Below are 26,292 nucleotides of genomic sequence, written 5' to 3'. Positions count from 1 at the left end.
AATAAAAATTAACGTTGACGTTTGTCGCTTTGTTCAGTTTTCAAAGTTCAACCGCCGCTCTTAAGCGACTTTATCATTTTATCAAGTCATCAATGAGATGTCAATAACTTTTTAATTTTTTTTAACATCATTGTTATTAGTATGTCTCAACGACGCTTAAATAGCTTATAATATTTTTTAAACAAAGTCAATATATAATTTTTAAAATCATATTTTATTTAAATGTATCTACTATATATAGAAGAAATCACGCTTTTAAAACATTGTAAAATAGCACACTATCAGAATTTCTTTGAACCTCTCTTCTACGTTCAATAGCAAACTGACCCCGCAATGTTCCAAAAAAATAAGCTGTAAAAGTATTTTTTATTCGCTTTCTCTTGTAAGCGAATATGGTCTCTTTAAATGATTGAACGGAAATGGAAACTAAATCTTCTAATGGTTTATCAATATGACTCATTTTATAAGCTAAACGGACTTTCCCCCATAATTCGTAGATATCGTCTGCAGAAGTGAAAAAAGGCCTTACAGCATCTCTAAAAGCTTTTGGAATAAAAGAAGGTACATATTCAGATGAAAGTGTGACATTTACATTATTACGTATGTATTTATTAAAATCTTTTAAAGATAAATTATAGGTAGAACACTTTTTTGCCTCTTTACTCTTACTCTCACATGAAGTTTCAGCATTTTCTGCTTTAACATCTGCTTCAACATCACACTCTAAATCGAGCTGTAAATACTTAACCCAATGGTTAAAATAAGGGTGATTCACAAATAAGTGCACTGGGTTCCCCTTTCCATTGTTATGAGGGCAGCGACGATAGAAAGTAACAATTTGTCCTTGTTTTCGAAGTTCTTTTAAATGACGATCGATTGTTCCTTTTGACTTTTCGTAGGTTTTACCTAAATATGTACTACCAGGAAAACAAAAGCCCTTTTCTGCAGCAAACCAACAAAGTCGGTCCAAAGCTTTTCGCGTTCCTTCGTGAAGGCGATAAAATCTTTCTCCATAGAGGCTTATAATTTCTTTAAGTAATTTTCGTTTCATTGATTGATGTTGAGAACGGTTTTCTATAAAACTATGATAATTTTTCATAAAATCAAATTCTTCTGTCGTAAGCATGCGCGTAGTAGACATTAGTCTATCCTCTCCTTTTCAGGAACAAAAAAAGACATCGCATCCCATGAAAAAGGAAAACGATGTCGGATTTTTTGACAGACTACGCCCTTGAAATAAATTTAATTATCCTATAGAATAAAGGCGTAATTAAATTTATGTATTAGGACTTCGACAGGTGTTTTCCCTAGATGTATTAGGGTTAACGGTGTAAGGGTGTTGGCGCACCACTTGCACACGTTGGAGTCTTTTTATATTCCGCACTGTTTTGGTGACTCTATTATACCGTCTATTAATCTTATAATTCAATAAGAATTCATAATCTCCTCATAAAACCTCTATATTTTACCCATGATTAAAAATTACTTCGTTTGGATATACTTTTAATATTCTAAAAAACTCACTACAGATGTATTTGTTTACTTAATTATTAATCTTGAAAGTTATAAAACAAAAAACAACTATTCTCTTATGTTGTTTTATTGTTTTATTGTTTTATTGTTTTATTGTTTTATATATTGTTTTATATATTTGTTTTTATTGTTTTACTGTTTTAGGCCGTCTATAGATACTGATATTACAACATTTATAAGCCTAAACTATCACTAATTTTGCGCGAACTATCACTAATTTTGCGCGAACTATCACTAATTTTGCGTGAAACTATCACTAATTTTGCGTGAAACTATCACTAATTTTGCGCGAACTATCACTAATTTTGCGTTGGAAATGTAAATATAGATTAACTATCACTAATTTTGCGTGAAAAGTGTAGATACTTATGAAGTATCACCAATTTTGCGTTAAATATGTAGACATGCTTTAACTATCACCAATTTTGCGTATCAAATTGAAAATTTGGGGTAATAAATCAAAACTGAGCAATGTTTTCAGGGGTAAACATGCTCATGAACTATCACTAATTTTGCGTGATAGTTAAATTATAAGGACAAGCTGCTCCCTGATATGTAATTTACACAGTATCACTTTTATGATATTTTAGTGATAGTTTAGGAAAATATGGGGGATTTTATGAAGAAAACGACTGTCGTTCAACCATATGATCTGGAAAGTATAAATATAAAAAATTGGGTAACTAAATCAAACATCCTTATTGAGAGTACATATAAATTATCTTTACAGGAACAAAGAATCCTTTTAATCATGGCTTCTAAAGTACAGCCTAACGATGAAACGTTAAAGACCTATAGATTTCGTGCTAAAGATTTCATCGAAATCGTAGGGAATAAGAAAGGCACAGGTTTTTACTCCTACTTAAAAGAAATTGTAAATGGTCTGCAAACAAAGATTCTGACCATAAAAGAAAAAGGAAAACAAAGAAATTACAACTGGGTAATCACGTCTATCTATGAGGAAAATGAAGGCTACATAACATTACAATTTCACCCTAGCTTAAAGTATCTGTTTTTAGAGCTTAAAGAAAAATTTACATCGTATCAATTAGAGAATGTAGTCAGACTCAATTCAGTTTATTCAATTCGTATTTATGAGCTGCTTAAGCAATATGAGCGTCTGAGAAAAAGAGAACTAACTCTCGAAGAATTGCGTCATTTTTTAGCTATTGAACCTACTAAGTATAAACAGTATGGTCACTTTAAAAGTAAAGTATTAGCAGTCGCCCAAAAAGAAATTAATAATAAAACGGACATCCGCTTTGAATTCGTTGAATTAAAAACGGGTAGAAAAGTAACATCTATAGAATTCATTATTACTGGTTCTCCTGCAATAAATGAGGCTATTGCTACTAAGGAGAAAAAGCTAGAATTAAACCAGGAATCATTAGAGTTAGATGATAATAAAAACAGTGTCCAGAATGATTTAGAGAACTTAGGAGTTAAGCCGGAAAAAATAGAATGGCTGTTATCTGAATTTACAAAAGAACATCTAGAAAGAAATATAAGATACACACAAGATCGTTCAATTACAGGAGAGGTCACTTATCCTCATTCTTATGTAGTAAAAGCGATTCAAAAAGATTATGCCAAACTCTCACAGGAATCAAAGCGTATTAACTCTAAAAGGACACCAAAAAAAGAATTAGTTCCAGATTTTATAGCAGAAGCTAGAGATAAAAAACAAACTTTTAAAGATTTTACATTAAAAGAGAAGCAAGAATTTTTCTTTAAAGAAAATGGAACTCAAATAGAATTTGAAGAAAAGCTCCTTCAGTTTCAAGAATTGAAAAAAATGTTGGTCTTAAGTTCAGATCAACCGAATCAACAAGAAGTCAAAAAAGCTCAAGAAGCAGGTTTACAAGAAGTCATTCGAAATATGAGAGATGATTTGAAAAAACGTGAAGAATTAGGTTTAGAGCCGAGACTAGTTAATGATTTTAAAAATAAAGAATTAAAAAAGGTTTACAAAGAATTTTTACAAAGTGAGATTTCTAATAAAACTTAAATTGAACAGCCAGATATAAAAAAACACGCTTTTAACGGCGTGTTTTTTTATAAGGGTTTTCAAATGAAGGTAAATTTAATATATCGAATTTCTTAACAAATTCAAGTCTTAGCAAGCCATCTTTATTTCTGTTATAATGATAGTATATTAAATTTACCTGGAATGGATGTGCTCTCACTTGAATAATCCTATTATTCTTCAGGACTTCCTTGCTTATTTAGATGAATCAGGGAAAAAAACTTCTACAATTTTAATGTATCAGCATGATTTAGAGAAGTTTTTTGAATGGCTAACTCTTTATCATTCTAAGATAGATCAAGAAACCTTACCAAAAGAGCAAAAATATTACGAGGGATACTTTATGTACCTAAAAGAAAAAAAGCTGTCAGAAGCGACTTTAAGACGCGTAGCATCACATTTAAATGGCTTATTGAAATACTATAATCTCACAGATCATCTCGGTATATTAAAGGCAACAACAAAAAAGCAACGAGGATTAACTGACACTGACTTTATAACAGAAGCAGATACATCAATCCTTTTATATTCTGTTGTAAGCCATAAAAATCTAAGCGACATTCAATTGCAGATACATAAATACATTGGACCTCGTAACCATTCCATATTAGTTCTTATGCTTCGTTACGGCCTCACGATTAATGAAGTTGTATCTTTAAATATACAAGACATTAATTTTGGACAAAATACATTAACCATTAGTACTAACAAAACTAATCGCACCTTAGATCTTTCTAAACATGATAAAAAAATCATATATCACTACCTATCAACCATTCCTTTATTATTCAGACCCAAAGACTATACAGACGATCCACTGTTTATTTCTTTTCATCCTCAAAAAATGGCTTATTGGTATGATTACGCCTTAAACAAACCTAAAAGGATTAGTGTAATCGGAACAAAGCGTATGATTGAAAGAGAAGTTAAACGTTCAGGCATAAAAGCTCACGTGAGATCTACTCACTTTCGAAATAGCTGTATATTAGACAAAATTTGCAAAGGGTATTCAAACGAAGACATTATTTCTTATTTTGGGCTATCTAGTCGCCATGCTCTATACCGATTCAAACGATATCTAAAATCAAAATAAAAAATAATTTAAAACCAAGTTTAACTTAATCTCCTTTAGAAACACGTTATACCAACGACAAATATTCATTAGTTCAACTTATTTCTTTTATCAGACTAACTAATTCTAGAATGCACCTCCTAGTTTGACTTTAGTTAAACTAGGAGATGCACAATTCTATTATTAAAGTTGTTAAAGTAGTAAATTTATATGAAATTAGATTAAAGAAGTACTATAGATATAATATCTATGAAGGAAAGCCATCAAACACATAGGAACTAAACTCTTGGATGCCTATCCTTGAATTTAAAAAGAATTGAGATTCTTGGTTAAATCCTAGATAAAGTGCATTCTAGATTTGTTACAAACCCTTTATTATCAAAGGATAGCCAAGTTCTAGATTCTGTTGGAAGACTAAAAATTATAGAGGAGAATATATTTGCACGAATACCTTCCATTTGAAACTAAATATCTCGAATTTAGTCTAGATAAAGCGCATTCTAGATTCATTGAAACCTTTGTAATATCAAGAGTTATAAACACTTTCTTTTAAAATAACTTCGTATATTTGCAACGTTGATGAAAACGCATTATAGTTGCTATCACAGTTAAGTCTATTTATTAGACACCAATATTTGAAAACATAGTCTATACTGTACTAGTTGCAGCAATAGGAGTTGAATGTTGTGAAATAGCATCTCTAAATGCTACTAGATTTCCTGCTCTTCTAGTTACAGAAGGTATAGTTTGAGAAGTTGCACCTGAAGAACCAGTTAGATTTAAGAGTACTAAAGATGCATTCACTTATGAAACATTTAAAAATATCAATTCTAGTTTTGATATTTTTAAAAAAAACGCACGCATTCTGAAAATAAAATTGATAATTTATTTAGGTTTAAAATATATAGTTCTACTCTTGCAAAGTTCATAATTTTATCTAGAATTAATAAGAGGAATTAATGGATTTATGTAAAGCAAAGCAATAATTGTCACACAATGAAGGAATTACTAAAATATTAATAGAATTTTACTAGGAATATAAATCTTGAGTAATATCTAGTACAAGTAGATTCTAGAATCGTTATTAGCCTTGATAAATCAACTTTGATGAGTATCTAGATTTTTATATAGAAAGGAGAACTCTAGAAAAATGTCTAAAGAAACAGATAGTGGCGTTGTCTATACTTTGAAAGATACTGTAAAGCTAACTGGATTAAGTATTGACTTGGTGCGTTTATATGAGAAAGAATTTAATCTCCAAATTCAACGAACTGAGGGAGGTCATAGAAGATATAACAAACAAAATATTGATTTATTAATTGAAATAAAAAAAAGAATTCAGGAGCAAAACTGGAGCTATAAAATGATAAATCAGTGGCTTCAGGGAGAAATCATACCAGAAGCAGTTGATGTACAAACAAAACTCGAAAAAAAAGTAGACTCCCTTGAAGAAAAAATTCAAGATTTGCTTAATAGATCTGAAAAAGATGAGCAATTTCAGATCGCACTTATTCAGCGCCTTGATGAGCAAGGAAAGCTTATAGAACAGCTTACAGAAAAGTTAAGCAATCAAGATAAATATATTGAAAATAATCTAGAAAAACGGGATGAAAGATTGACTAAAGCAATACGTGAAATTAATGATACTAAAAAACTTATAGCATCTGCCCAAGAAAATATTGAATCAAAACCAAAAGGTTTCTGGAGCATGTTTTTTAGAAAGTAAAAGTAAAGAATTGAAGAAATTCCCCGTCCAGTTTCTGTAATGCTTTAATTAAAAGCTTTATTTCAAGATTCTTTTAAAAATAAGATATATACCTCCTCCCTTAGTAGCTAAGGGGGGATTTGTTTTGGAATCAGAAACAGTACTTGAATTAATTAGAAATTACAAGTTTAAATCACAAAAAAGCTTTTAGATTAAAGAGTAGCCTAAAAATTATATATTACTTTTAATTCTATAAAATGGATTTTTGTCTATCGTTATTAGTCCAAGCACCTTTTTAGTACTTGCATACTCTACTATTAGAGGTATTTCTTACTTAAGAATATTTTTTATAGGAGGGATTCGTCAGAATGAGCAATTTAAAAAAAATTATATCTTCTGCATTTAATAATCAAGATCCAGACGGCGTTGCCGATGCTTTAATTTCACGCGTACTAGATAAATATGGAATTTCAGAATCTGCACTAAAAAATTTATCACCCGATCAAAAAGAAAAAATTAAAAAAATCACATCAGAACTACAATCTAGAATCAATAAAACTTTGAAATAGACCATTTTTTATTTATTTTTTTTAGGTACAAGCATTTTATATTTTTAAAAATAAAAAATTTGAAGGAATGGTGATCAAGTGAGTAAATATTATAGTTACTATAACCCAGAAGATGGTAAGTACTATATGAGTAAGCAGGACCATAAGAAAAAAGGTAAAGGTAATAAGTGGAGTGCCTTAGACGCTTCTTCACATCCAGTTTTTGATGATAACAAGCAATTAGCAGCTCAAAAAGCTGAAACTCTTCAGTTTTCTGAAGAATCTATCTTCGTCTATGATTCGGCTGATGTGGAAATTAACACAACAAGTACAAAAGTAGGATTATCGATTCAAGCAGCTTTACAAGCGGCTATCGTGCTTATTTTAACTATTTCTTTGGGTAGTAGCACAGAAGCTGATAAAGTGGCGCAAGAACTTTTTCAAAAATCCTCTATTAAACAAATTAATAAGCAGCGTACAATTGTTAAAAATTCAAGAAATGTTAAGGTGACAACTACAGACACTGATATTGCAGCTAATGTTCAAGTTCTTATTCAACTTCTAGTAGCTTTATTAATCAAAATAGATATCCTTTAATCATAAGAAAAACAAAAGCCTTCGGAAGGGAAATTCATTCTAAAGGCTTTTGTTTTTTCTTATGGTTTCCTTTTCCGTGTGATGAGTAACTACTGAAACTGATTTTCCTTGGGATAGTTTGCTCAAGTTGTTAGATATGGTTTTCTTATATAATTCAGCTAAAAATAAGTTAATAAATATAGTAGAATTAACGACCTTAAACTTATTTTTCTTTTAAAAATCCGTTTTCTTAAAAATCCCTAGTTGTTGAAAAACATTTATGCGTTTTCTATAATTGTCTAATTCTCATTGTTGGATTCTTCATGCTTGTTAATTACAATGAATTTTTCTATATTGAATAAAGATTTATAAAGTAATTATTTTTCACTTAGAATATTTAATTATATTTTCCCTCAGATTTCAAAAAAGGCTATTGACTAAGACAGGTTAATTACAAAGTACGTATAGTATAATGTAGGAGGTTATGTAAGCGTTTTCAAATAACGACATATGACCTTGATCACAGCTTTTACGTATTCCTCCTTCAATAAAACTATATAAGGAGATTAAATAATGTCTTATTTATCAACTGGTGTATTAAACAAACACCCTAATACTACTATAGCTCTTAGCGAATTAATAAATCTTAACCCTTCTATTACCGTAGAGATACGGATTAAAGTGATAAACTGGAGCGATCGTACAACGATTACTGACACAGAATTTATTCTTCATCCAAATACTTCAATTAATTCCCTGGTTTTTTTAGTTAATCCGGATATGGAAATTAATGCTGAAAAATATGAAATACGCTATCAAACCTCCTATGATCTTAATGTTTTTATAAATAGTTATGGGGTTGATAATTTGCGTGCAAATCAAGAAGGAAATACTATTCTCTTCAAAAATCTAAATGCTATTACAAATACAGCTTTTAATTTAGGTAATTGTAGTCCAACTACTGGTTCAATAACAAGTTTGTAGATTGCATGGGGAAGTAAGAAAATAGAGGATAAACAACGTATTTTCTTTAATTTATGAAAGCTTTAATAGAATAAAAAATAAGATTTTAAGATTTGCTGAGAGATTAAGAAACCAAACAGAAAAAAACAAAAGCCACAGAGTTATAAAGCTGATTGTGGACGTATTTTCCCCTATAAATATTTGATATTACTCACTTTATAGAGGAAAACTTGTATATCGTATACAAATTTAAAAGCGAAAAATCCCCTACTGCCAAGGGAAATTGGTTTACGTTATGATAATGCTTGAAAACATCTTAAGTATTTTGCTCAAGCTATGGGATGCTATTCAGTTATTTTTAACCTCCAGCTTTTGATTCTGAATTAGATCTCAAGTTCCATAAGCTAAATATAATCGTAATTAAACCAAGAATTATGCTTGACCAAACCTCTCCATTATAAATGGGAAAATTACAAACCAGACACCAGTAATCACTGAAATTCAGCCTCGTCATTAATTTCCATCAGGTTTATTAGACCCCAACAATGACACGATAATCTGAATGAGTCCAAAAAGTTCACTTGACGACAAAGCCCCTGACTGATCTGTAAAACCAATAGCCTAAGGTGCAATAGTAAACCAGACACCAATTAATGCATTTAAATATGTTAGTTTGTAAAAAAGAGAAAAAATTAGGCTCATAGTTCCTGTTTCTTTAAACAAACACCCTGTCAAGGCATTTTTCTATTGCATAAACTATAATTTTAGAGATAAAAAAGGGAGGGGGAGAGTTAAGGTTGAGTGTTTTTTTGTCTAATTGGGAGATAAAATCTATTAATTTATGGCTATCAAAAATGCATCATTATAAGGATAACAGTAAAAGTCAAAGGGCTAACAAAGCTAAAGAAATCTTACAGTTGGAACACAAGATGATTGGTAATGGTCGCAACCGTATTGTCTATGATCTTAATAATGGATATGTATTAAAAGTAGCCCTCACCGAATGGGGGATTCAAAGTAATAAAACCGAATTTAAAATATATAACCATTGTCCAGTTGATTTACGAGAACACCTCTGCCTAGTGAAAGAGGATGGACATGGTTGGATTATAATGAAAAAAATGGAGATTGAAGTTCCCGATGAAATATATAACAAAGAATTAGCTCAATTAAAAAACAAATTTCTAGCTGCCGGAATCAAACCTAAGGATATGTGGAAGAGTAATATGAGGTTATCCAACAAAGGTAAAATTACTGTCGTTGATTATGGGAATTTTATTATGTATTGAAGTCAATATAGATAAATAGAAATTTTATCTATAAATGTGTTGGGAACCTCTTAAATATCCAATTATGGGAAGATTGGATATGATATTGATCTCAAAAGGGGAAAAACCTACTGGTGGTCAGTATGGTTTTCTGGGACATAGTAAACTTTAAGCGAGATAATGAAATTACTCATTAGCTGTAAACGCTTCAGAGTTCTTTCTAAGGGAAGCAACTTTAAGTTGATTTTAATTGACTTAAGGCAATTTCTATATGTGCTATTAAAGGCTTAAATCTAGCCCTTTATTAATGTTTTTAGTTTTGGTTTTCTTTTTCTTAGTTGATGTCTTTGTTGATTTTGTTCTTCACTGTGAGTAGCCTGTTGAATAGCATCATAGATGCCTGATAAGTTTTCTAATTGGAGATGGTACGATAAACTGGACGGATACTGTCGTCTTTACAGACAATGACAGGCCCAAAAGGGAGCCGACTTCTCGTTGGTTTCTCGTAGGAACATAAGGTTGTGGCTATCTTCTGACGAAAGAAACCTACTGTTATGTATACCTCCATTTGGGGCGTCGGCGTACGTTCTACTTACCATTATGGTGTGTGAAGAGGATACGACAGCAAATGGAACTGCAATGGGAGGCTTGAGCCGATGTGTCTTGAAAGGGACTCGTACGGTTCTTAGGGGAGGAAGGGGCAGTGATGCCCCTAACTTACCCGACTTAATTAAAAGTGAACATATATGTGCAGCTGTAGAAAACATCGTATTCATTTTTTTGAACACGATGTTTTAATTATTTTCTCAATTTGTATCTTTTAATCGCATGACTTTACCGTCTGCACTTAGTTCTACTTCGTATCTAATTTTAGAGATGTCTTTCCATTCACCTCTTCCAAAGAATTGGGGATTTAATAAGAAAACCCCTGTTTCTTTTTTAATTGGGATATTTTTTTGTTAATTGATTAACCGCATTGGTTACTGATTGTTGTTTAATGCCTAAATTTTCAGCTACAATTCGTTTATATCCTGAATTAATGATGATAAATTGTCCTTTATTTGCATAAGTTACGCCTTTGATGAGTTCGTATAGTACTTTACTTATCCATCCTTGTATCTCTGCTAATACAACAATATTGTCGAGATATACTTTTATGTAGTCTGTTTCTTTTCCATAGTTAAAAAAACACTTGTCGTTTCTTCCATTATTTCTCCGTTCATATCAACGACTTTTGTTGTTTCCACTTTCGATATTTTAGCTGCATTATCCACCTCTATCATTTTTTACCATTTATTATATTTTTATATTAACTTATATTTCAGTTAATATCCACTCTTCATTAGAGTTAAATTAAACTCTATAATAGTGTTGTTTTTAACCTTTGTTTTTTTACAAAAAACAACTCTTTATAAAAGTTATTTTTAACTTTCAAAAAAAGCCCTATAAACCTTGATATATCAAGGTTTATAGCAATATATAAAAATCTTTTTTCTTCTTATAATAGTGATTATGTTAACTAAAGATGTATATCATATACAGCTTAAAAAACAGAAAGAACTACTGAACAGGAATCAGTAGTTCTTTCTATTACTTGGATTGTATGCAATTGGGTTCTATGAGAGGATGCTTTATAGCATATTGGGTAGTTTGCTCAAAATATTGAACATTATTCATTTAAACTTTTAGAATTCGAATTAGATCTTAAGTTTAATAAGCTCAATATAATAGTGATTACACCAAGTATTACACTTGACCAAACTTCTCCGTTTGTTAATGAATAAATAAAAGGAAAAATTACAAACCAAACACCAGTAATCAATGAAACCCAGTTCTGCCATGAAGTCCAACCAAGTTTGTTACAGACCCACAATGATACGATAATCTGAATGATTCCAAAAATTATACTTGACCACAAAGCTCCTGATTGATCTGAAAAACCAATAACCCAAGGTGCGAGAATAAACCAGGCACCAATTAATGCAATTAAAATACTCCTTGTTTCCACAATCATGCCTCCTTAAAGTTAATGAAATACTTAAAGATTTCATTATTGAATTATATGCTTAGAAATTATTAAGGTTAATTAAATCAATTAAAATGGGACTATATGATTGTTTTAAGAAAAAAGAGAAGATTTATAGCTGCTGATTAAACTGTATAGTTCTTACTTTGTTTTCTGACTACCTATAAAGTTCATTATGTTAATTAAAGATGTATACCATATACAATCTAAAAACAGAAAAACTACCTTTAAAAGGCTAAAACTAGATTATTTGATCATTTTTTAGAGAAATGCTCTATAAGTAAACGTTTGGCTTGTACCAATTTTATTTTTTTTCATATTATGTAGTATCCCTTTTGTTTAGGAGGTGATTTAAGTGTCCTATGATAAAAGGAAAAAAGTTATTCATGATGATAAAGTGATTATTCAGACAGACAAAGTAATTATTAAAAAAGATGACAAAAAACGCAATAAAAAGCAAAATAAAAAACACAATTCCTATAACAAGCATAGAAAAAATGATAACAGAGGATGTTGTTATTGATTCTAGCTTTATTTTAAATTAATGTAGATAATTTTCTCTATTATTTAATAACAGTAACTAAATTTTAAAGATTCCATTATCAAATGATATGTTGGATTGTTTTTCTTTAGGAAAGATCAGGCTCATAGTTCCTGTTTCTTTATACAAACACGCTGTCAAGGGATTCTTCTATTGCCCAAACTATAATTTTAGAGATAAAAAAGGGAGGGGGGAGAGTTAAGGTTGAGTGTTTTTTTATCTAATTTGGAAATACAATCTATTAATTTATGGCTATCAATAATGCATCATTATAAGCATACAAGTAAAAGTCAGAGGGCTAACAAAGCTAAAGAAATCTTACAGTTGAAATACAAAAAGATTGGTAATGGTCGCCAACGTATTGTCTATGATCTTAATAATGGATATGTATTAAAAGTAGCCCTTACTGAGTTTGGAATTCAAAATAATAAAACCGAATTTAAAATATATAACCATTGTCGGGCTAATTTACGAAAACACCTCTGCCCAGTGAAAGAAGTTGGGCATGGTTGGATTATAATGAAAAAAATGGACATTAAAGTTCCCGATGGAATATATAACAAAGAATTAACTCAATTAAAAAACAAATTTCTAGCTGCCGGAATCAGACCTAGGGATATGGGGAATAGTAATATAAGGTTATCCAAGAAAGGTAAAATTACCGTCGTTGATTATGGGAATTTTATTATGTATTGAAGTAAATATAGATAAATGTAAATTTTATCTATAAATGCGTTGGGAACCTCTTAAATATCCACCTATGGGAAGGTTGTATATGATATTAATCTAAAAAAAGAGAAGAAGATACTGGTGAGGCCAGTAGCTTCTTCTCTTACATAAATCTTAATCATTGGGTAGATATCTCATGATGTCTTGAGTAGTTTGCTCAAGTTCGTAAGAACTTATGTGTACAAAGGGGAAAAGATTACTTGTGTCTAATCAGTAGTTTTTTTCTTCATGAGATATAGCGACTTCATCTTTATAGTCAAAATCTGCTTTTTGACTGATTTTCCCTTCCTCAAATATTACTTGGAATCTAATCTTTTTAATATTGTCCCAAGATCCTCTTCCAAATAGAAATGGATTCATTTCATAAGTTCCAGTTCCTTTTCTATTCATAATTCCTTCTTTAACAAGCTTATTGATGTTGTTATTCAAACTTTGGACTGTATTAAATCCTAACTCTTCAGCCATTTGTTTCTTTATGTATGCATTTAAAACGACTATGTTATCATAGGCCATTCTTTTTAGAAGAACGTTCAATGTCTTTTGGATACCACTTGATAGGTTATTTATTTGTAGGATATTATCTAAATAAATTTTTACGTAATCAGGTTCTTTTGAAACATATGATTCTTCGATATGCTTTTGAAATAGCTTTTCTCCATCATCATTAGTAACTGTTTCTTTAACTTCTTTACTGATCTTTTTTCTTTGTGTATCTCCAATTAGTTCTTTTTCCCAATTATAAAAATTAAATAAGTTCAAGGTGTTTCGTTTATTTTTATAATCTATTTTAGGTTATAGTACATAACAAATATGATTAATTTTCTTTTCAAAGCGTAGTAGAAGATAAAAAGCAACAATAATAGGAAAGCCAAAATTCCCAATAAGATTAGGCCATTGTTCTATCTTGATTACTTCCTTTTAGATACCATTATTTTATATAATGCGGTCCAATCAAAAGGGTTTGGATGTGTTCTAAGAAAGCCGTTGGAACTAACAATTCCAACGGCTTTCTTTCTTAGAATAACAATAAGCATAGAAACAAATTTATCGATTTAGAATATTATATTTCATGCTAACTAGAGATGAGGTAAAAACTGTGAAATCAAAACCATCTAAAAGTAAGAAAACAGCAAATAGTGTAGAAAGTCATCAGCTAGATAAATCTATAGTATCAGAAGTCAATGATATTGTAGAAGTTCCTATTCCATATCAAAGTTTTCAAGAACAAGTTGTATATCTAGTAAATGAAGAAAGGAAGGGATGTGGTATCGCCCCCCTTATAATTGATTCAAAATTAAGTGAAGTTGTAAACCTGAAAGCTGCTGATATGAGGGATAATAATTATTTTTCACATTATAGTCTCCAATATGGTACGCCTTTTGAAATGTTGAGAAATTTTGGTGTTTCGTATCGATATGGAGCTGAAAACATTGCCGCCGGTTATATAACTCCTCAGGAGGTGTTTGAAGGATGGAAAAATAGTCCTGGCCATTATGCTAATATGTTAGGCCCTAATTACAAATATACCAGAGTAGGTTATGTTCAAGGCCTAGATTTTAATGAATATCAGACTTATTGGGTTCAATTGTTTACTGGATAATAAAATTCAATATATTTTTATAGGGAAAACAAGATTTAGACATTCTTTTATGAGAATTGTTTATGAGGATATGAGTTTATAATATAGATTCATAAAATTTTGGGCATGTTCTAATATAGAAAAAGTTGTTAGAGTTTTGGTATCTAATGGCTTTTTTATTCCGGTAACATTCATTATGGTACGATAAGCTATCACTTTTATATAGTGTGGCTTACGCTACTAGTTTAGACGCAAAAACTATCTCTATCCAAAACTGCGGATTTGGTAACGGATTTGTGGGTTGCATGCGGAAATGCGGAAACAGAGGGTCCGTGCACGACTCAGAACACTGCTAGGAGGGATGAGTATGGGCAACATTAGGGGAGATTTATAAGCTTCGTAAATGTTAGCTCAGGATAATGTATAGGTTCGCTTGGGTATTGCTAAGAGGGAAAGTAAATCCATAATGCTGTTGTGATGCATCTCGTATCTATAGAATGCGGAACCTGATAAGCCCTTTGTCATCAGTAGCGAGATCGTAAGATCAAACGGTGTGACAGAGGGTAAAGGATACGGGAGAAAGCGAATGTCGTTGCCTGGAAAGAGGACAGGAAAGTAGGAAACTGTATAACTGGATGGATATTATCGTCTTTACGGACAACCCACGATAGGCCCTAAAGGGGGCATACTTCTCCATTGGTCCCTCGTAGACACATAAAGTTGTGGCTATCTTCTGATGAACGAAACGTACTGTTATGTATACCTCCATTTGGAGCGTCGACGTACGTTTTACTTACCTTTATGGCGTGTGATGAAGATACGACAGCAAATGGACCCGCAATGGAAGACTTGGGTCGATGTGTCTTGAAAGAGACTTGCACAGTTCTTAGGATAGTCAAGTAGGGCAGTGGTACCCTAACTGCCCTACTTAACTATCTTTGTATATGATATACAGTTCAAAAATATGAAAACTTCCTTATTTCGAACTAAATAACTATTTTTAGACAAAAACTAATAATTAGAGGAGGTGAAGTTTATTAATCTATTAGTTTTCTATTTTGCACATTACTAACCTTAGATAAGCTTGGTACATTGTTTTGGGTATAGCATTAAAAGAATCAACATTATTTCCCTTTAGTTTTCTTTCTAAAATTATTTTTTCTTACTTTAGTTCCTTTGGTTTTCTTTCCGTACTTCTTAATAATCACACCGCCTTGATTAGCGTTCTGCCCACCTTTTTTAGCAATCTGCCCCCCCTGGTTAGCATTTTGTCCTCCATTACCACTAATTTGTCCTCCAGTTTCAGCATGGTTATAAATGTTAATTTGAATAAAGATGTTTGCTCTTTTCTGCTTTTTATGTTGATGATTTAGTTTTTGGTTATAGTAACAATAATGTTTTTTTATTGTAATCACCTTCTTTCTTAACTTATTAATATAGTTTATTCATTGATAAATAGAGTGTGTGGATGCTTGTCCAATAATATTTAAATTCCTATAAAAATTACTGTTTAGGTAATATAGTTGATACGTGGGGGTTTTTTCTTTTTTTAAAATAGGTTCTCTACATTTTCAGTTAAGTTGGATAGGAAGGGACCCCCATGAGTATCTTCCCCTCTAAGAACCATACGTGACAGATTTTCTGTCATACGGTCCAATCCTTCTTTTTATCCAAACAACTCTTTTTATTTAATACAATATGCTGTACCAATTTAACAACTTTATCCGGGGAAACTACCAGATTACATACGGTAACTTTTTCTCCATTTTGTGAAGTGTATCTACACGGTGCAAAACGATATCCTTGCTTTCCTGCGAGCTTTATCCTATCTAGCGTATTGTCACCATTAAAGACCTTACAGTCTCGTTTTTTCCAATACTCTTTTAGACTCGGATCATATGGGCTATTCTTATAGGCTACCATGACATGTCGTTCTGTCTTAATCCCAGGACATTCTTAACAATTGAATGTTATTAAGTGGACATGTGAGAGTCCATTTATCATTCCCTCCGTGGTTGGGTTTCCTAAAATAACGCTTATTAATCCATTTTCACGACTTCTTTGGATGTAATTATTTAAGGTGTTTTCTTATTTTAAAGAAAACACCTTAAATAATTAGGTTTAAAACACGTATCATTTCTTTCACTGGTCTTCCTACTCATCAAAAGAAGAAATGAATTGAATTCACTTATATGAAAAGGTTCCTTCTCAAAAAGACGGAACTTTTTATATTTTCACAATATATTTTTAAAAAAACAGATTTCTTGAAATGGAATACATTAATAATTAATAATTAATCATTACATTATTTCTAGTTAGATTGTTTACAAGACATCTATTACAAACTACTAATTTTATATTACCTATCCATTCAACAAACTTTGTATAGGTATTTATTTTTGCTAATACAAATATAAGTTATATTTACTTTATAAGTAAATATCCAAACATTTTATTAAAAAAAGTTTCATCATTTATATGATTTGTAGAAAAATGATGTATTTGTCGTCATATAGAGTAAATGATAAAACTATTATTTTTATAACGTAGTTTATCCATTTACTTCTTTGAATAAAAAACGTTAATCTTGTATTTTTTAATGAATTTATTTTATTAAAAATACATTTAATTCAATAACTTATATATTTTCTATCAGGTTATCGTGAAGGCACTAATTCCTTAATAAGAAAGTAGAATATAGACTGATATATGAGAAGAAGTATAAATCCATATTTACCTACAGTATGTTTATTAATTAAAACTTAATAATTTAGAAGTTAGTTTTATATTTTACTTATTGATACATAACACATTTTTCAATTACTCTTTCGCCATTTGATCATTTGATTAATTGTCTCTTGATGAGATTCTAGGATTTCTCTGGTAGTAAAATTATGATGTTTTGCATGGCGAGAAAAATTAGCTTTACTATACCATTGATTACATAAAGGGCAGGGCAATTCATTCTCTACCTCGTAAGGTGTCGAAGTCCAACGTGTGGAAGGCATGGAAGTTTTTCGATCAATCACTTTTGTAGTCGGATAATCTTCTTTTTGTATAGGAATTTGTAGTGAGTTTGTTGTTACTGCTACTTCATTTGTATACTTAGTGTATAAAGAATCTTCTATTTCCTCCTTAATTAGAAGGTAACCAGCCTCTGACATGGATAAACCAAGTTCATCACATCGTTTTCGAAATTGATCGTAGATGCTTTCAGGCAGCCGAATCGGTAGTACTTTGCTAGGTTCTTTCCGCTTAGATTGACGAGCATATTTATCTAATCTTCCCATTTGTATCACCCCATTTATAATTTGTATACAGATTCAACACATAATAGATGAATTCCTGCTGACAAGATGTATACAATTTGTATTTATTTGGTGGTCATCTCACTTATTCATGTATAAAAAATAAACCTTTGCTTGACACACGTATTTAATATTCCTAGGGTGCTAAAATATGCAACGAATGAGAAAGGGTTTGCAAAACAAAAGTTAATTTCGACAGAGACCGTTTCTCTGCATGAGAATTATGAAAACTACTTAGACTTTTTTTAAAAGTTTCTCCACATTTAGAAGTTTATTTATTTTCATTTCAAAAAAAGAAGGCCACTCTATGTTTATATTGTATACATAGAGTGGCCCTTTTGTTTTATTTCATTCCTATACGCTTACACGAAACTATAACTATGTAAAAGAACAATTCAAAATAGAAATAGAGACTAAACAAATTTTATCAAACAACAAATGAAAAAGTCCCCAAGCAAGTTTAAGGGGACTGAATCCTGTTTTTGAGACAGGATTCAAAACACTCTTTGGGGTTGTAAATATTCACCAGGCATTAAATTAGGCTACTATGATGAATAGGCTTTTTCGTATTCAATAGGGGAAAGCTAATGCGGCGAAGAATGCATTTTTTTGGTATTGTAATAGAGCTCTATATATTTAAATACTTCTTTTCGAGTTTGTTCTGATGCCGTAAGTTTGGCACCATGAATGAGCTTTCTTTTTATAGTCTTATAAAAAGATGCCATTAACGCATTATCATAAAGATTTCCTTTTCTACTGACACTTGAAATAGCATCATACTTTTTCAGTATGGCTTGAAAATTACTACCTATATATTGAGACCCCTGATCTGTATGGATAATTAATTCTGTTGGAGGATGTTCTTTCTTGTACCCTTGTAAAAACGCGTCTATCACAAGAGAATCTTTCACCCGTGTACTCATAGACCAGCCACTCACTTTTCTCGAGTACATATCTACAAATACCGCAAGGTTTAAAGTGCCCTTTTGAGTAGGGATATAGATAATGTCACCGACCCACATTTTATTTCGTCCGTCTGTGTGAAAAACTTGATTTAAGGGGTTGGGTCTTTCTATAGAAGGTGATTTTTTATTATAACGTTTATGGCGATACCGACTTCCTTTCGCATACAGGTTCATTTGACGCATTAATTTTCCTACTCTTTTTCGATTTATCTTGATTCCCTTCTTCTCAAGAACCTTTGTAATTCTTAAGGATCCATACCAGCCCTTATGTTCCTTAAATATCTCCTGTATTTTCGCACGTAACACTTCATTCTCTAAAGCTCTTTTAGAAGGTTTTCTCTGTAAATATTCATAGTAACCTGATCGTGAGATGCTTAACGTTTTACAAGCCTTCTTGATGTTATTATTGTTTGCCTACAGACTATTCAAATCGATGCATTTCTCCATTTTTGTACCAACTCATTCACCTTTTTAATTGGGTATAATTGTGAATATTAATTGTGACAGCACTTCTTTAGCAGGCACACCACCTAGTCTCATTTCAACGGCTTTTATTTTTACCTTTACTGAATAACTGACTCTTGTCCCCATAAAAAAACATCTCCAAGTGATTGTTAGGTAGTATATACCCGTTTTTCAACTTAAAGGTGTTTTATTTTTCTCACTCTAGGGGGGCAGTCCCCTTTTTTATTACAATGTCCTTTAAAAATTGAACTAAATCTTTTTTTAGATCTTCTCGTTCCATTGCGAACTCAATAATTGTCTTAAGGTAACCTAATTTTTCACCTATATCATAACTTTTCCCTTCAAAGATTTGAGCATATACATTCTCATAGTTAAGCAGTGTTTGTAGAGAATCTGTTAACTGAATTTCGTTACCAACCCCACGCTCCTGTTTTTCTAATAATTCAAAAATTTTAGGGGTGAGGATGTATCTTCCAAATATAGCTAAATCCGATGGTGCCTCTCCTTTATCCGGTTTCTCTACTAGATTACGAACCTTCAACAGTGGCTCATTTCCCTTCATCACATCTACAATTCCATATCGACTTAATTCAGACTCGTTAACTCGCTTAACGCCTATGATAGATGACTGACATTCTTCAAATAATCTAATCATTTCTTTTAGACATGGTTTTTTATCTTTAATAAGAGTATCTCCTAACAAAACAGCAAAGGGTTCATTACCAATAAAATTTCTTGCACACCAAATCGCGTGTCCTAAACCATTAGGTACCCCTTGGCGAATATAATGAATATTCGCTAACTGAGAAATGCTTTGCATTTCTTTCAAGATGGTTATTTTTCCTTTATTTTTTAAGGTTTCTTCTAGTAACATTGAAGTATCAAAGTGATCTTCAATCGATTTCTTTCCTTTTCCAGTGACAATGATAATATCTTTAATTCCCGATTCCACTGCTTCTTCAATAATATATTGTATCGTTGGCTTATCGATAATAGGTAACATTTCTTTTGGCATTGCCTTTGTTGATGGCAATAACCTTGTTCCTAGACCTGCTGCTGGAATAACTGCCTTTCTTATCTTCACTAAATTTCTCCTCCCTAGTTAGCTGAACTTGTATATAAAGCTTTCATATGAATCATTTCTTTAAAGGAAAATAGAGATTTAATTTCCCGAAATATATTTATTAAATCACAATAAATGATCTAACTTTAATGGGAATAAAATGTCTAAAACTTCCGTTTAATTAATAGCAATATAAAGGAATAACCTAAAAAAATATTATTCTTAATAACCAGCAACAATTTTTTAATTTATGGGAGTAAATCTTTATTTGCTCCACGTGAGGAATGATTTAATCCGGCTTTTTTTTGTACTATATACATTAGGGATTTTCCAAAATCAATTCCAATGTTGCCTGTCGTTTCAGCAACTTTTTGGGCAAGAATGACAGAATTTACACCACATGAAATAAGAGCTATATCAAAGTTGCCTTTATTTGCCTTAATTATTGCTAAGGTATGTTCCAGCTGATCATAGTGATTAAAATTTATTCTCTTAGTAACATTTAAGTTGTAAGGTTTTTTTCTTAAGGTTTGAGTCACTTTTTTTGACCACTTGGATTTGGTTATAATCAGGATTCTTTTGCCCTGTAATGCTTTCCAAAAATCACTTTTTTGAGCAAAAACCCTGTTTACAAAAGTATGACAAGCCATTTTAGGAGTAATCTGAAAATGATTAAATACTTTATCAGTTAATTGGCGCTTTAATCTATCTTCAGCAAGAATTGGATCATTTTTATAAAAAGGAATACCTACTATGCTAGCATTTTTAATGGCGTTTACCATTTGATCTCTTAAAATTGTATTTGGAAGAGTAACTCCTTTATTATCTCGAGATTTGTTCGCGTTCCGTGCCCATTGTTCTTTTAAGGTTTTTTCGATTGTCATAACAGAATTTTGCGCTAGTATAATATTTTCTCCATCACCCACACGTACCAAAGAAAAGGGTTTCTTTTTCTTAATGGCCTGCTTTAGCTTTTTTAAAACTTGCTCAACAGTTAAGAGTTGTTTATCCGGAATCATATCTTTTACTCCTTTAGTTATATTTTTTTCAATATTATAAGATATGTTATAATTCAATATGTTGCTACCCTATAATTACTTTATTATGAAATGAAAATAGTTTTTTATATAAATCTATAAACTTAATTTATAGATTTTTTAATTACAAACAGTGAAAATAAAACTTATAACTCTTCAATATATTTGGTTCTAATGAAAACTTAAAAATATACACAAGTAATCTCTTAAAATTAGATGATATAGGGTTGCTAGTATTCTAGAAGAATAGGGGGTCTATATTACTTATCAAGTTATCATACGCTAGTTTTATAAGTATAATTCTGGTTACGATGAACGAGTAAGATGAGATGACATGACATCCCAAACCAACTAATAATTTTTAGCGAATAGATGCAATAATGTATTAACATGGTGGGGCAATAAGAGGGGGTATCTTTTGTAGGCGATTTAAAAGAGCATACTATTGATTCTTATCTATGACGAAAATGTGTTAACTAAAAAAATCTTTCCTTTTACGCTGAAAGTTAACTTTTACAATCCATTGACAAAAATCATAGTATTCAGAATCTGCATCTGGAATTTTATTACTTAACTTTTTTTGGAGAATTTTCCATTGGGGCTTATTTAATTTCATAAATGACTTTTTATTTTTTTTCATTGATTTTAATAAATTCTTATTCATCCTAAAACCATGATTACTTGGATTTAATCCTTCGGAAAGTAGATTCGCCATTGTTCGAGCACATTTTTCACACTTCCCACAATTGCTTCCTTTTTTTGATTCCCAGCATACTCTTAATTGAAGGTTAGAACCATTTTTCTTTATATATTTTGCAATAATTCCTATCTTATCGAATCTATTTAAATGCGTACCATCTAGAGCAACCTGCGTATCCCCCCATTTAAGATTATTCTCAATCGAAGGATGTGATCCCCATGACGTAGAATATAAAGTGTTATTGTGTGATAAAAGTGGTGTAGATGCAAAATGAATTTTATTCATACCTTTAATGAATGTTAAGGGGGCGGATAGACCTACTAAACCTAATCCATGTTGAATGCCTCCCCACCAGCCTCTAAGGCCATGTTTGGAATAGGATTTATTAAGGTTACGTTCATTTAAAAAAGACCTTAGATTTGATTGGATAAACAAAGGGGTAAGTTTGTGCATTTTGGCAAATTGATTGGTATGACTCTTTACTCTACTCCATCCTTCATTTTCTGATAATGGTATATCAGCTCCCAAAACCGTCAGTAAATACGGTTTTTCATGGCGTTTTCTTATATATGATGCCACAGAATCTGCTCCTCCACTAAAGAAGAGCCCACTTTTTTTCTTTCCATATCCCTTATTTTCCTTAATTTTTTTATACTTTATATCTCCTTTAAAAGAATGTTTAGGATATAACTTCTGAAATGATTTTTTTACTATATTCAGTGCTTCCAGAAACTCTTGGTCAATTTCTTCAACATAAATATCAGTTCCCGTAACCCAAGCAACAGGACAAATATTTGATAAAGCGGGAATGATAAGAATGCTTTGAGGTACAGATTCAACGTTTGCATTTAATTTCATATAAAAATTATTTTCATTAAAATATTTGCTAACTTTTCCTGAACACTTAAAGTGACAATAAATTTTATTTCCGCCTCTTACTTTAGGAGGATCTAGGACTATTTTGTTTTGGTTTCTCATCGGGAAATTCTCTCCTTATTGTGATGAAAAATTTCATTTTAGTACCAAAAAGAACTTTCTTAATTTCCTCGACTTTCGCACTTTAAAAACTCTGTTTCATACTAATCCGTTTGATGCATTTCTCTTTTATTATGTTCGTTAACATCAACCTAATTAATTGAAAAGGCACCTTAGCCTTTAGTATAGCTAACCTGTCTAGAATAAACTCCAAATAGAAGTTTTCTCCTATGTGATAGCTAATAGGGATCATAATGACCTAATCCCCCAGGAATTAGTGTATAAGTTTAAAGAGCTAAAGTTATTAAACTTCCATGAAAGATGCTGATTAATACAATATTTGACTTCAGATGTGTTTATGTGCCCGAGCATATCTTTTATCACCTCTTTAAACGTAAGAATTAATACCACTTGCTTAATAGAAAAAAATCTGATGTTACTATCTAAGGGGGGAGTAGAACGGTTTCTGAAACATTCTAAGTTTGCTTAGTCTCAGTATTTCTTTTTATTGAGTATATTTTCGAGGTAGAAAGGTGAGAGTGTTAACAGCTGAAAAGCCCCCCATAATTAATGCCTCTACGTTTAATCTTGACCGAAATTGAAGTTAAAGATTAAATAACTAATGATGTAGCTCTGATTAATAGTTTTAGAATAACTTTATTTTATATGGGGAATATAATAAGAAATAAAAATTACGAATTCATTATGATTTGTTATGAAAGTAAGTTTTCAAAATCCATTGGTGAAAATCATAGTATTCAGAATTTTTATCTAGAATTATTTTACCCAATTTTCTTTGAATTCTCTTCCATTGAAATTCTTTATTTTTATTTAATCTAGTAAATAATTTTTTATTATTTTTCATTGATTTTAATAAATTTTTATTCATCCTAAAACCATGATTGCTTGGGTTTAATCCTTCGGAAAGTATACTAGCCATTGTTCGAGTACATTTTTCACACTTTCCACAATTGCTTCCTTTTTTTGATTCCCAGCATACTCTTAATTGCAGGTTAGGATCATTTTTCTTTATATATCTTGCAATAATTCCTATCTTTTCAAGTCTATTTAGGTCCATACTTTCCAAAGCAACCTTTGTAGCCCCCCATTTAAGGTTATTCTCAATTGATGGATGTGACCCTTCCGGTTCTGGAGTGAAGCGTAAATAATTATCAACTGATATTATACCCGGAGAAGATGCAAAATAAATTTTATTCATACCTTTAATGAATGATAAGGGAGCAGATAGACCTACTGTGCCTAACCCATGTTGAATACCTCCCCACCAGCCTCTAAGGCCATGTTTGGAATAGGATTTATTAAGGTTACGTTCATTTAAAAAAGACCTTAGATTTGATTGAATAAATAAAGGATAAAGTCCGTTCTTTTTGGCAAATTGCTTATTATTATTCTTTACTTTACGCCATCCTTCCGTTTCCGATAATGGTATATCAGCTCCTCTAACCGTCAGTAAATACGGTTTTTCATGTCGTTTTCTTATATATGAAGCCACTGAATCTACTCCTCCACTAAAGAAGAGCCCACTTTTTTTCTTTCCATATCCCTTATTTTTCTTAATTTTTTTATACTTTATGTCTCCCTTAAAAGAATGCTTAGGATATAACTTCTGAAATGATTTTTTTACTGTATTTAGTGCTTCTAAAAACTCTTGGTCAATTTCTTCAACATAAATATCAGCTCCCGTAATCCAAGCAACAGGGCAAATATTTGATAAAGCGGGAATGATAAGGATGCTTTGAGGTACAGATTCAACATTTGCATTTAATTTTATATAAAAATTATTTTCATTAAAATATTTGCTAACTTTTCCTGAACACTTAAAATGACAATAAATTTTATTTCCGCCTCTTACTTTAGGGGGATCTAGGACTATTTGGTTTTGATTTCTCATTGTGAAATTCTCTCCTTTTTAGACAAACGTGTTGAATATCTAAAATTCGACTGAATAGATATAAGAATTATTGAAACCACGTATTTTATGTCTTTTAACGACATCATGCCTTTTTATTAATTGGGATTGCAAAGTAAAGAGCTTACATGGCGGAGTTTCAATCACAAAAGAATCTTCTCATTTGAAGGTGCGAGATTGAAAAAGTTCCACGTTCTCTTTAGTTCAAATGATAAAAACCTGTCCATTCTCAGTGAATTGTCCCATTCGTTTTATTTTGAACTAACTATGGTCTTTTACCCAAATAAAAAATTTATCAACAAGCTGCTCATTGATTAGATGATCATACTTGGGTACGATTATTTCCATTACTTAATAAATTTACTTTTGTTTACATTGTGAGTCCAAGTGCGATAATATTGATTATTTTTTCCATAAGAATTATCATAAAGTATATTTTTTTTATCTAGTAAACAAGCAAGAATATGCCCATGTAACCTCGTTGTAATTACTTTATTATGGGTGCTAAATAACGATATTGCTTTATTAATTAAATAATCGCTAAATTTATACCACGATTCGGCATTGCTAACTCCCTTATTCTTATACTCTTTTTTAATTTCTTGCACTTTCTTGGAATCTTTTTTTGTTACTAAGTCATTCCAATCTACGACATTTTGATTCTTTTGGGTTTTGAATCTGTTTTTTTTATTGACTTCCTTGTCTGTACGCAAGAGATATAGATTCTTTTTCTGTGAGGGGGTGGGGGGGGTTATGGGCCAAAGCTCGTGAGCCATATCTGGTGAAAGGTATATATTTTTACTAAATCCTTTTAACTGCTTTAGACTCCGTTTATCTCGAGCATAAATATGAAGATCTGAATGTTTACTGAACAGCTTCTTGGCTTTTATATAGTTGTTATTATCTTTGAAATATACAGTTTGAGGCAGTATTACAATACGATGATTAGGGTATTCTGATATGATAGACTCCCTAAAACGCTGATGACTCACCCATAAATCCCCAAAATTACCTCCGCCATGGAAAACAATAATATGATTTTTAGGTATTGATAAGTCTTTTGGAAAGTTAAATACTGAATATCTTGCTTGCACCTTTATATTGTTATTTTCAAAAAATTTTTCACTCCCTTTATAAATTAGCAAATCACCGATATTTGTATGAAAGGGGTAATCAAGATAATATATATTGGAACCCGGAGGAATTACATTTAAAATATAAAGCAATTGCTCCTTTAATTTTTCCATTGGATGTTGCTTATTTTCTGTCATTTTTACTTAATC

Annotated in this window: 23 protein-coding genes; 11 read left to right on the top strand and 12 right to left on the bottom strand. The window is 31.2% G+C overall.

The genetic code is table 11. From position 1 onward, the window contains the following. Positions 1 to 247: 247 nt before the first annotated feature. Complete coding sequence (locus tag ACFX4N_RS29850; protein WP_377263631.1) at positions 248 to 1,141, bottom strand: transcriptional regulator; 894 nt, start codon at positions 1,139 to 1,141, stop codon at positions 248 to 250. A 1,011-nt stretch (positions 1,142 to 2,152) separates the two neighbouring features. Here ACFX4N_RS29850 and ACFX4N_RS29845 point away from each other — a divergent pair. The 8 genes from ACFX4N_RS29845 to ACFX4N_RS29810 all read left to right on the top strand — a co-directional run bounded on the left by ACFX4N_RS29845 (position 2,153) and on the right by ACFX4N_RS29810 (position 10,489). After that, positions 2,153 to 3,541 (top strand): replication initiation protein, encoded by a 1,389-nt coding sequence (locus tag ACFX4N_RS29845; protein ID WP_377263630.1) that lies wholly within the window; start codon positions 2,153 to 2,155, stop codon positions 3,539 to 3,541. 178 nt (positions 3,542 to 3,719) lie between these two features. Then, the gene (locus ACFX4N_RS29840) at positions 3,720 to 4,652 is read left to right on the top strand and encodes a tyrosine-type recombinase/integrase (protein ID WP_377263628.1); all 933 of its coding nucleotides are present in this window, start codon (positions 3,720 to 3,722) and stop codon (positions 4,650 to 4,652) included. A gap of 1,129 nt (positions 4,653 to 5,781) precedes the next feature. After that, on the top strand, positions 5,782 to 6,357 hold the full coding sequence (locus ACFX4N_RS29835) for a MerR family transcriptional regulator (protein WP_377263626.1): 576 nt from the start codon (positions 5,782 to 5,784) through the stop codon (positions 6,355 to 6,357). Positions 6,358 to 6,704: 347 nt separating this feature from the next. Continuing rightward, positions 6,705 to 6,905, top strand: a complete 201-nt coding sequence (locus tag ACFX4N_RS29830; RefSeq protein ID WP_057275349.1) for a hypothetical protein — start codon at positions 6,705 to 6,707, stop codon at positions 6,903 to 6,905. 126 nt (positions 6,906 to 7,031) lie between these two features. Next, the gene (locus ACFX4N_RS29825) at positions 7,032 to 7,481 is read left to right on the top strand and encodes a spore coat protein (RefSeq protein WP_057275350.1); all 450 of its coding nucleotides are present in this window, start codon (positions 7,032 to 7,034) and stop codon (positions 7,479 to 7,481) included. 552 nt (positions 7,482 to 8,033) lie between these two features. Beyond that, the gene (locus ACFX4N_RS29820) at positions 8,034 to 8,444 is read left to right on the top strand and encodes a hypothetical protein (RefSeq protein ID WP_377263624.1); all 411 of its coding nucleotides are present in this window, start codon (positions 8,034 to 8,036) and stop codon (positions 8,442 to 8,444) included. A 776-nt stretch (positions 8,445 to 9,220) separates the two neighbouring features. Then, a complete protein-coding gene (locus ACFX4N_RS29815; RefSeq protein WP_377263622.1) occupies positions 9,221 to 9,712 on the top strand; it encodes a hypothetical protein in 492 nt (163 codons plus the stop codon). Positions 9,713 to 10,291: 579 nt separating this feature from the next. After that, positions 10,292 to 10,489 carry a hypothetical protein gene (locus ACFX4N_RS29810; RefSeq protein WP_377263620.1) on the top strand — a complete coding sequence of 66 codons (198 nt, stop codon included), beginning with the start codon at positions 10,292 to 10,294 and terminating at the stop codon, positions 10,487 to 10,489. A gap of 871 nt (positions 10,490 to 11,360) precedes the next feature. Here the strand turns inward: ACFX4N_RS29810 and ACFX4N_RS29805 are convergent. After that, a complete protein-coding gene (locus tag ACFX4N_RS29805; protein WP_199866560.1) occupies positions 11,361 to 11,705 on the bottom strand; it encodes an SPW repeat protein in 345 nt (114 codons plus the stop codon). 367 nt (positions 11,706 to 12,072) lie between these two features. Between ACFX4N_RS29805 and ACFX4N_RS29800 the strand changes: the two genes are divergently transcribed. Together ACFX4N_RS29800 and ACFX4N_RS29795 are read left to right on the top strand one after the other, a co-directional pair. Continuing rightward, entirely contained in the window at positions 12,073 to 12,240 is a 168-nt protein-coding gene (locus ACFX4N_RS29800) for a hypothetical protein (protein ID WP_301264925.1), read from the top strand. A gap of 222 nt (positions 12,241 to 12,462) precedes the next feature. Further along, positions 12,463 to 12,954, top strand: a complete 492-nt coding sequence (locus ACFX4N_RS29795) for a hypothetical protein (RefSeq protein WP_377263618.1) — start codon at positions 12,463 to 12,465, stop codon at positions 12,952 to 12,954. Positions 12,955 to 13,197: 243 nt separating this feature from the next. Here ACFX4N_RS29795 and ACFX4N_RS29790 read toward each other — a convergent pair whose 3' ends face one another. Continuing rightward, positions 13,198 to 13,746 carry a hypothetical protein gene (locus ACFX4N_RS29790; RefSeq protein ID WP_377263616.1) on the bottom strand — a complete coding sequence of 183 codons (549 nt, stop codon included), beginning with the start codon at positions 13,744 to 13,746 and terminating at the stop codon, positions 13,198 to 13,200. Between the two features lie 33 nt (positions 13,747 to 13,779). Further along, positions 13,780 to 13,869, bottom strand: a complete 90-nt coding sequence (locus ACFX4N_RS29785; RefSeq protein WP_301264959.1) for a YvrJ family protein — start codon at positions 13,867 to 13,869, stop codon at positions 13,780 to 13,782. A 214-nt stretch (positions 13,870 to 14,083) separates the two neighbouring features. On the opposite strand from ACFX4N_RS29785, the gene ACFX4N_RS29780 reads away from it, so the two are divergent. Further along, complete coding sequence (locus ACFX4N_RS29780; RefSeq protein WP_377263614.1) at positions 14,084 to 14,587, top strand: CAP domain-containing protein; 504 nt, start codon at positions 14,084 to 14,086, stop codon at positions 14,585 to 14,587. 1,103 nt (positions 14,588 to 15,690) lie between these two features. On the opposite strand, the gene ACFX4N_RS29775 is transcribed toward ACFX4N_RS29780, so the two are convergent. The 8 genes from ACFX4N_RS29775 to ACFX4N_RS29740 all read right to left on the bottom strand — a co-directional run bounded on the left by ACFX4N_RS29775 (position 15,691) and on the right by ACFX4N_RS29740 (position 26,280). Next, a complete protein-coding gene (locus ACFX4N_RS29775) occupies positions 15,691 to 15,981 on the bottom strand; it encodes a hypothetical protein (protein WP_377263612.1) in 291 nt (96 codons plus the stop codon). A 1,401-nt stretch (positions 15,982 to 17,382) separates the two neighbouring features. After that, complete coding sequence (locus ACFX4N_RS29770; protein WP_057275361.1) at positions 17,383 to 17,856, bottom strand: hypothetical protein; 474 nt, start codon at positions 17,854 to 17,856, stop codon at positions 17,383 to 17,385. A gap of 602 nt (positions 17,857 to 18,458) precedes the next feature. Further along, positions 18,459 to 19,238 carry an IS3 family transposase gene (locus ACFX4N_RS29765; RefSeq protein WP_377263633.1) on the bottom strand — a complete coding sequence of 260 codons (780 nt, stop codon included), beginning with the start codon at positions 19,236 to 19,238 and terminating at the stop codon, positions 18,459 to 18,461. A gap of 262 nt (positions 19,239 to 19,500) precedes the next feature. Continuing rightward, positions 19,501 to 20,388, bottom strand: a complete 888-nt coding sequence (galU, locus tag ACFX4N_RS29760) for a UTP--glucose-1-phosphate uridylyltransferase GalU (protein WP_301264930.1) — start codon at positions 20,386 to 20,388, stop codon at positions 19,501 to 19,503. Between the two features lie 227 nt (positions 20,389 to 20,615). Further along, complete coding sequence (locus ACFX4N_RS29755; protein ID WP_301264931.1) at positions 20,616 to 21,386, bottom strand: GT-D fold domain-containing glycosyltransferase; 771 nt, start codon at positions 21,384 to 21,386, stop codon at positions 20,616 to 20,618. A 490-nt stretch (positions 21,387 to 21,876) separates the two neighbouring features. Further along, complete coding sequence (locus ACFX4N_RS29750; RefSeq protein WP_301264932.1) at positions 21,877 to 23,082, bottom strand: hypothetical protein; 1,206 nt, start codon at positions 23,080 to 23,082, stop codon at positions 21,877 to 21,879. Between the two features lie 700 nt (positions 23,083 to 23,782). Then, positions 23,783 to 24,991: a hypothetical protein gene (locus ACFX4N_RS29745; RefSeq protein ID WP_301264933.1), complete on the bottom strand. Its 1,209-nt coding sequence runs from the start codon at positions 24,989 to 24,991 to the stop codon at positions 23,783 to 23,785. Positions 24,992 to 25,356: 365 nt separating this feature from the next. Next, complete coding sequence (locus ACFX4N_RS29740) at positions 25,357 to 26,280, bottom strand: polysaccharide pyruvyl transferase family protein (RefSeq protein WP_377263610.1); 924 nt, start codon at positions 26,278 to 26,280, stop codon at positions 25,357 to 25,359. Between the last annotated feature and the right edge of the window lie 12 nt (positions 26,281 to 26,292).

It is taken from the genome of Priestia sp. YIM B13551 (assembly GCF_042787905.1).
Classification (GTDB): domain Bacteria; phylum Bacillota; class Bacilli; order Bacillales; family Bacillaceae_H; genus Priestia.
This window is presented reverse-complemented; position numbering and strand designations above follow the sequence as displayed.

Excerpts from the sequence above, each read along its gene's own strand:
- ACFX4N_RS29770 (WP_057275361.1), bottom strand. The coding sequence starts at position 17,856 with ATGGGAAGATTAGATAAATATGCTCGTCAATCTAAGCGGAAAGAACCT.
- ACFX4N_RS29830 (WP_057275349.1), top strand. The coding sequence starts at position 6,705 with ATGAGCAATTTAAAAAAAATTATATCTTCTGCATTTAATAATCAAGAT.
- ACFX4N_RS29745 (WP_301264933.1), bottom strand. The coding sequence starts at position 24,991 with ATGAGAAATCAAAACCAAATAGTCCTAGATCCCCCTAAAGTAAGAGGC.
- ACFX4N_RS29820 (WP_377263624.1), top strand. The coding sequence starts at position 8,034 with ATGTCTTATTTATCAACTGGTGTATTAAACAAACACCCTAATACTACT.
- ACFX4N_RS29845 (WP_377263630.1), top strand. The coding sequence starts at position 2,153 with ATGAAGAAAACGACTGTCGTTCAACCATATGATCTGGAAAGTATAAAT.
- ACFX4N_RS29810 (WP_377263620.1), top strand. The coding sequence starts at position 10,292 with ATGGTGTGTGAAGAGGATACGACAGCAAATGGAACTGCAATGGGAGGC.
- ACFX4N_RS29835 (WP_377263626.1), top strand. The coding sequence starts at position 5,782 with ATGTCTAAAGAAACAGATAGTGGCGTTGTCTATACTTTGAAAGATACT.
- ACFX4N_RS29825 (WP_057275350.1), top strand. The coding sequence starts at position 7,032 with ATGAGTAAGCAGGACCATAAGAAAAAAGGTAAAGGTAATAAGTGGAGT.
- ACFX4N_RS29850 (WP_377263631.1), bottom strand. The coding sequence starts at position 1,141 with ATGTCTACTACGCGCATGCTTACGACAGAAGAATTTGATTTTATGAAA.
- ACFX4N_RS29805 (WP_199866560.1), bottom strand. The coding sequence starts at position 11,705 with ATGATTGTGGAAACAAGGAGTATTTTAATTGCATTAATTGGTGCCTGG.
- ACFX4N_RS29740 (WP_377263610.1), bottom strand. The coding sequence starts at position 26,280 with ATGACAGAAAATAAGCAACATCCAATGGAAAAATTAAAGGAGCAATTG.
- ACFX4N_RS29750 (WP_301264932.1), bottom strand. The coding sequence starts at position 23,082 with ATGAGAAACCAAAACAAAATAGTCCTAGATCCTCCTAAAGTAAGAGGC.
- ACFX4N_RS29755 (WP_301264931.1), bottom strand. The coding sequence starts at position 21,386 with ATGATTCCGGATAAACAACTCTTAACTGTTGAGCAAGTTTTAAAAAAG.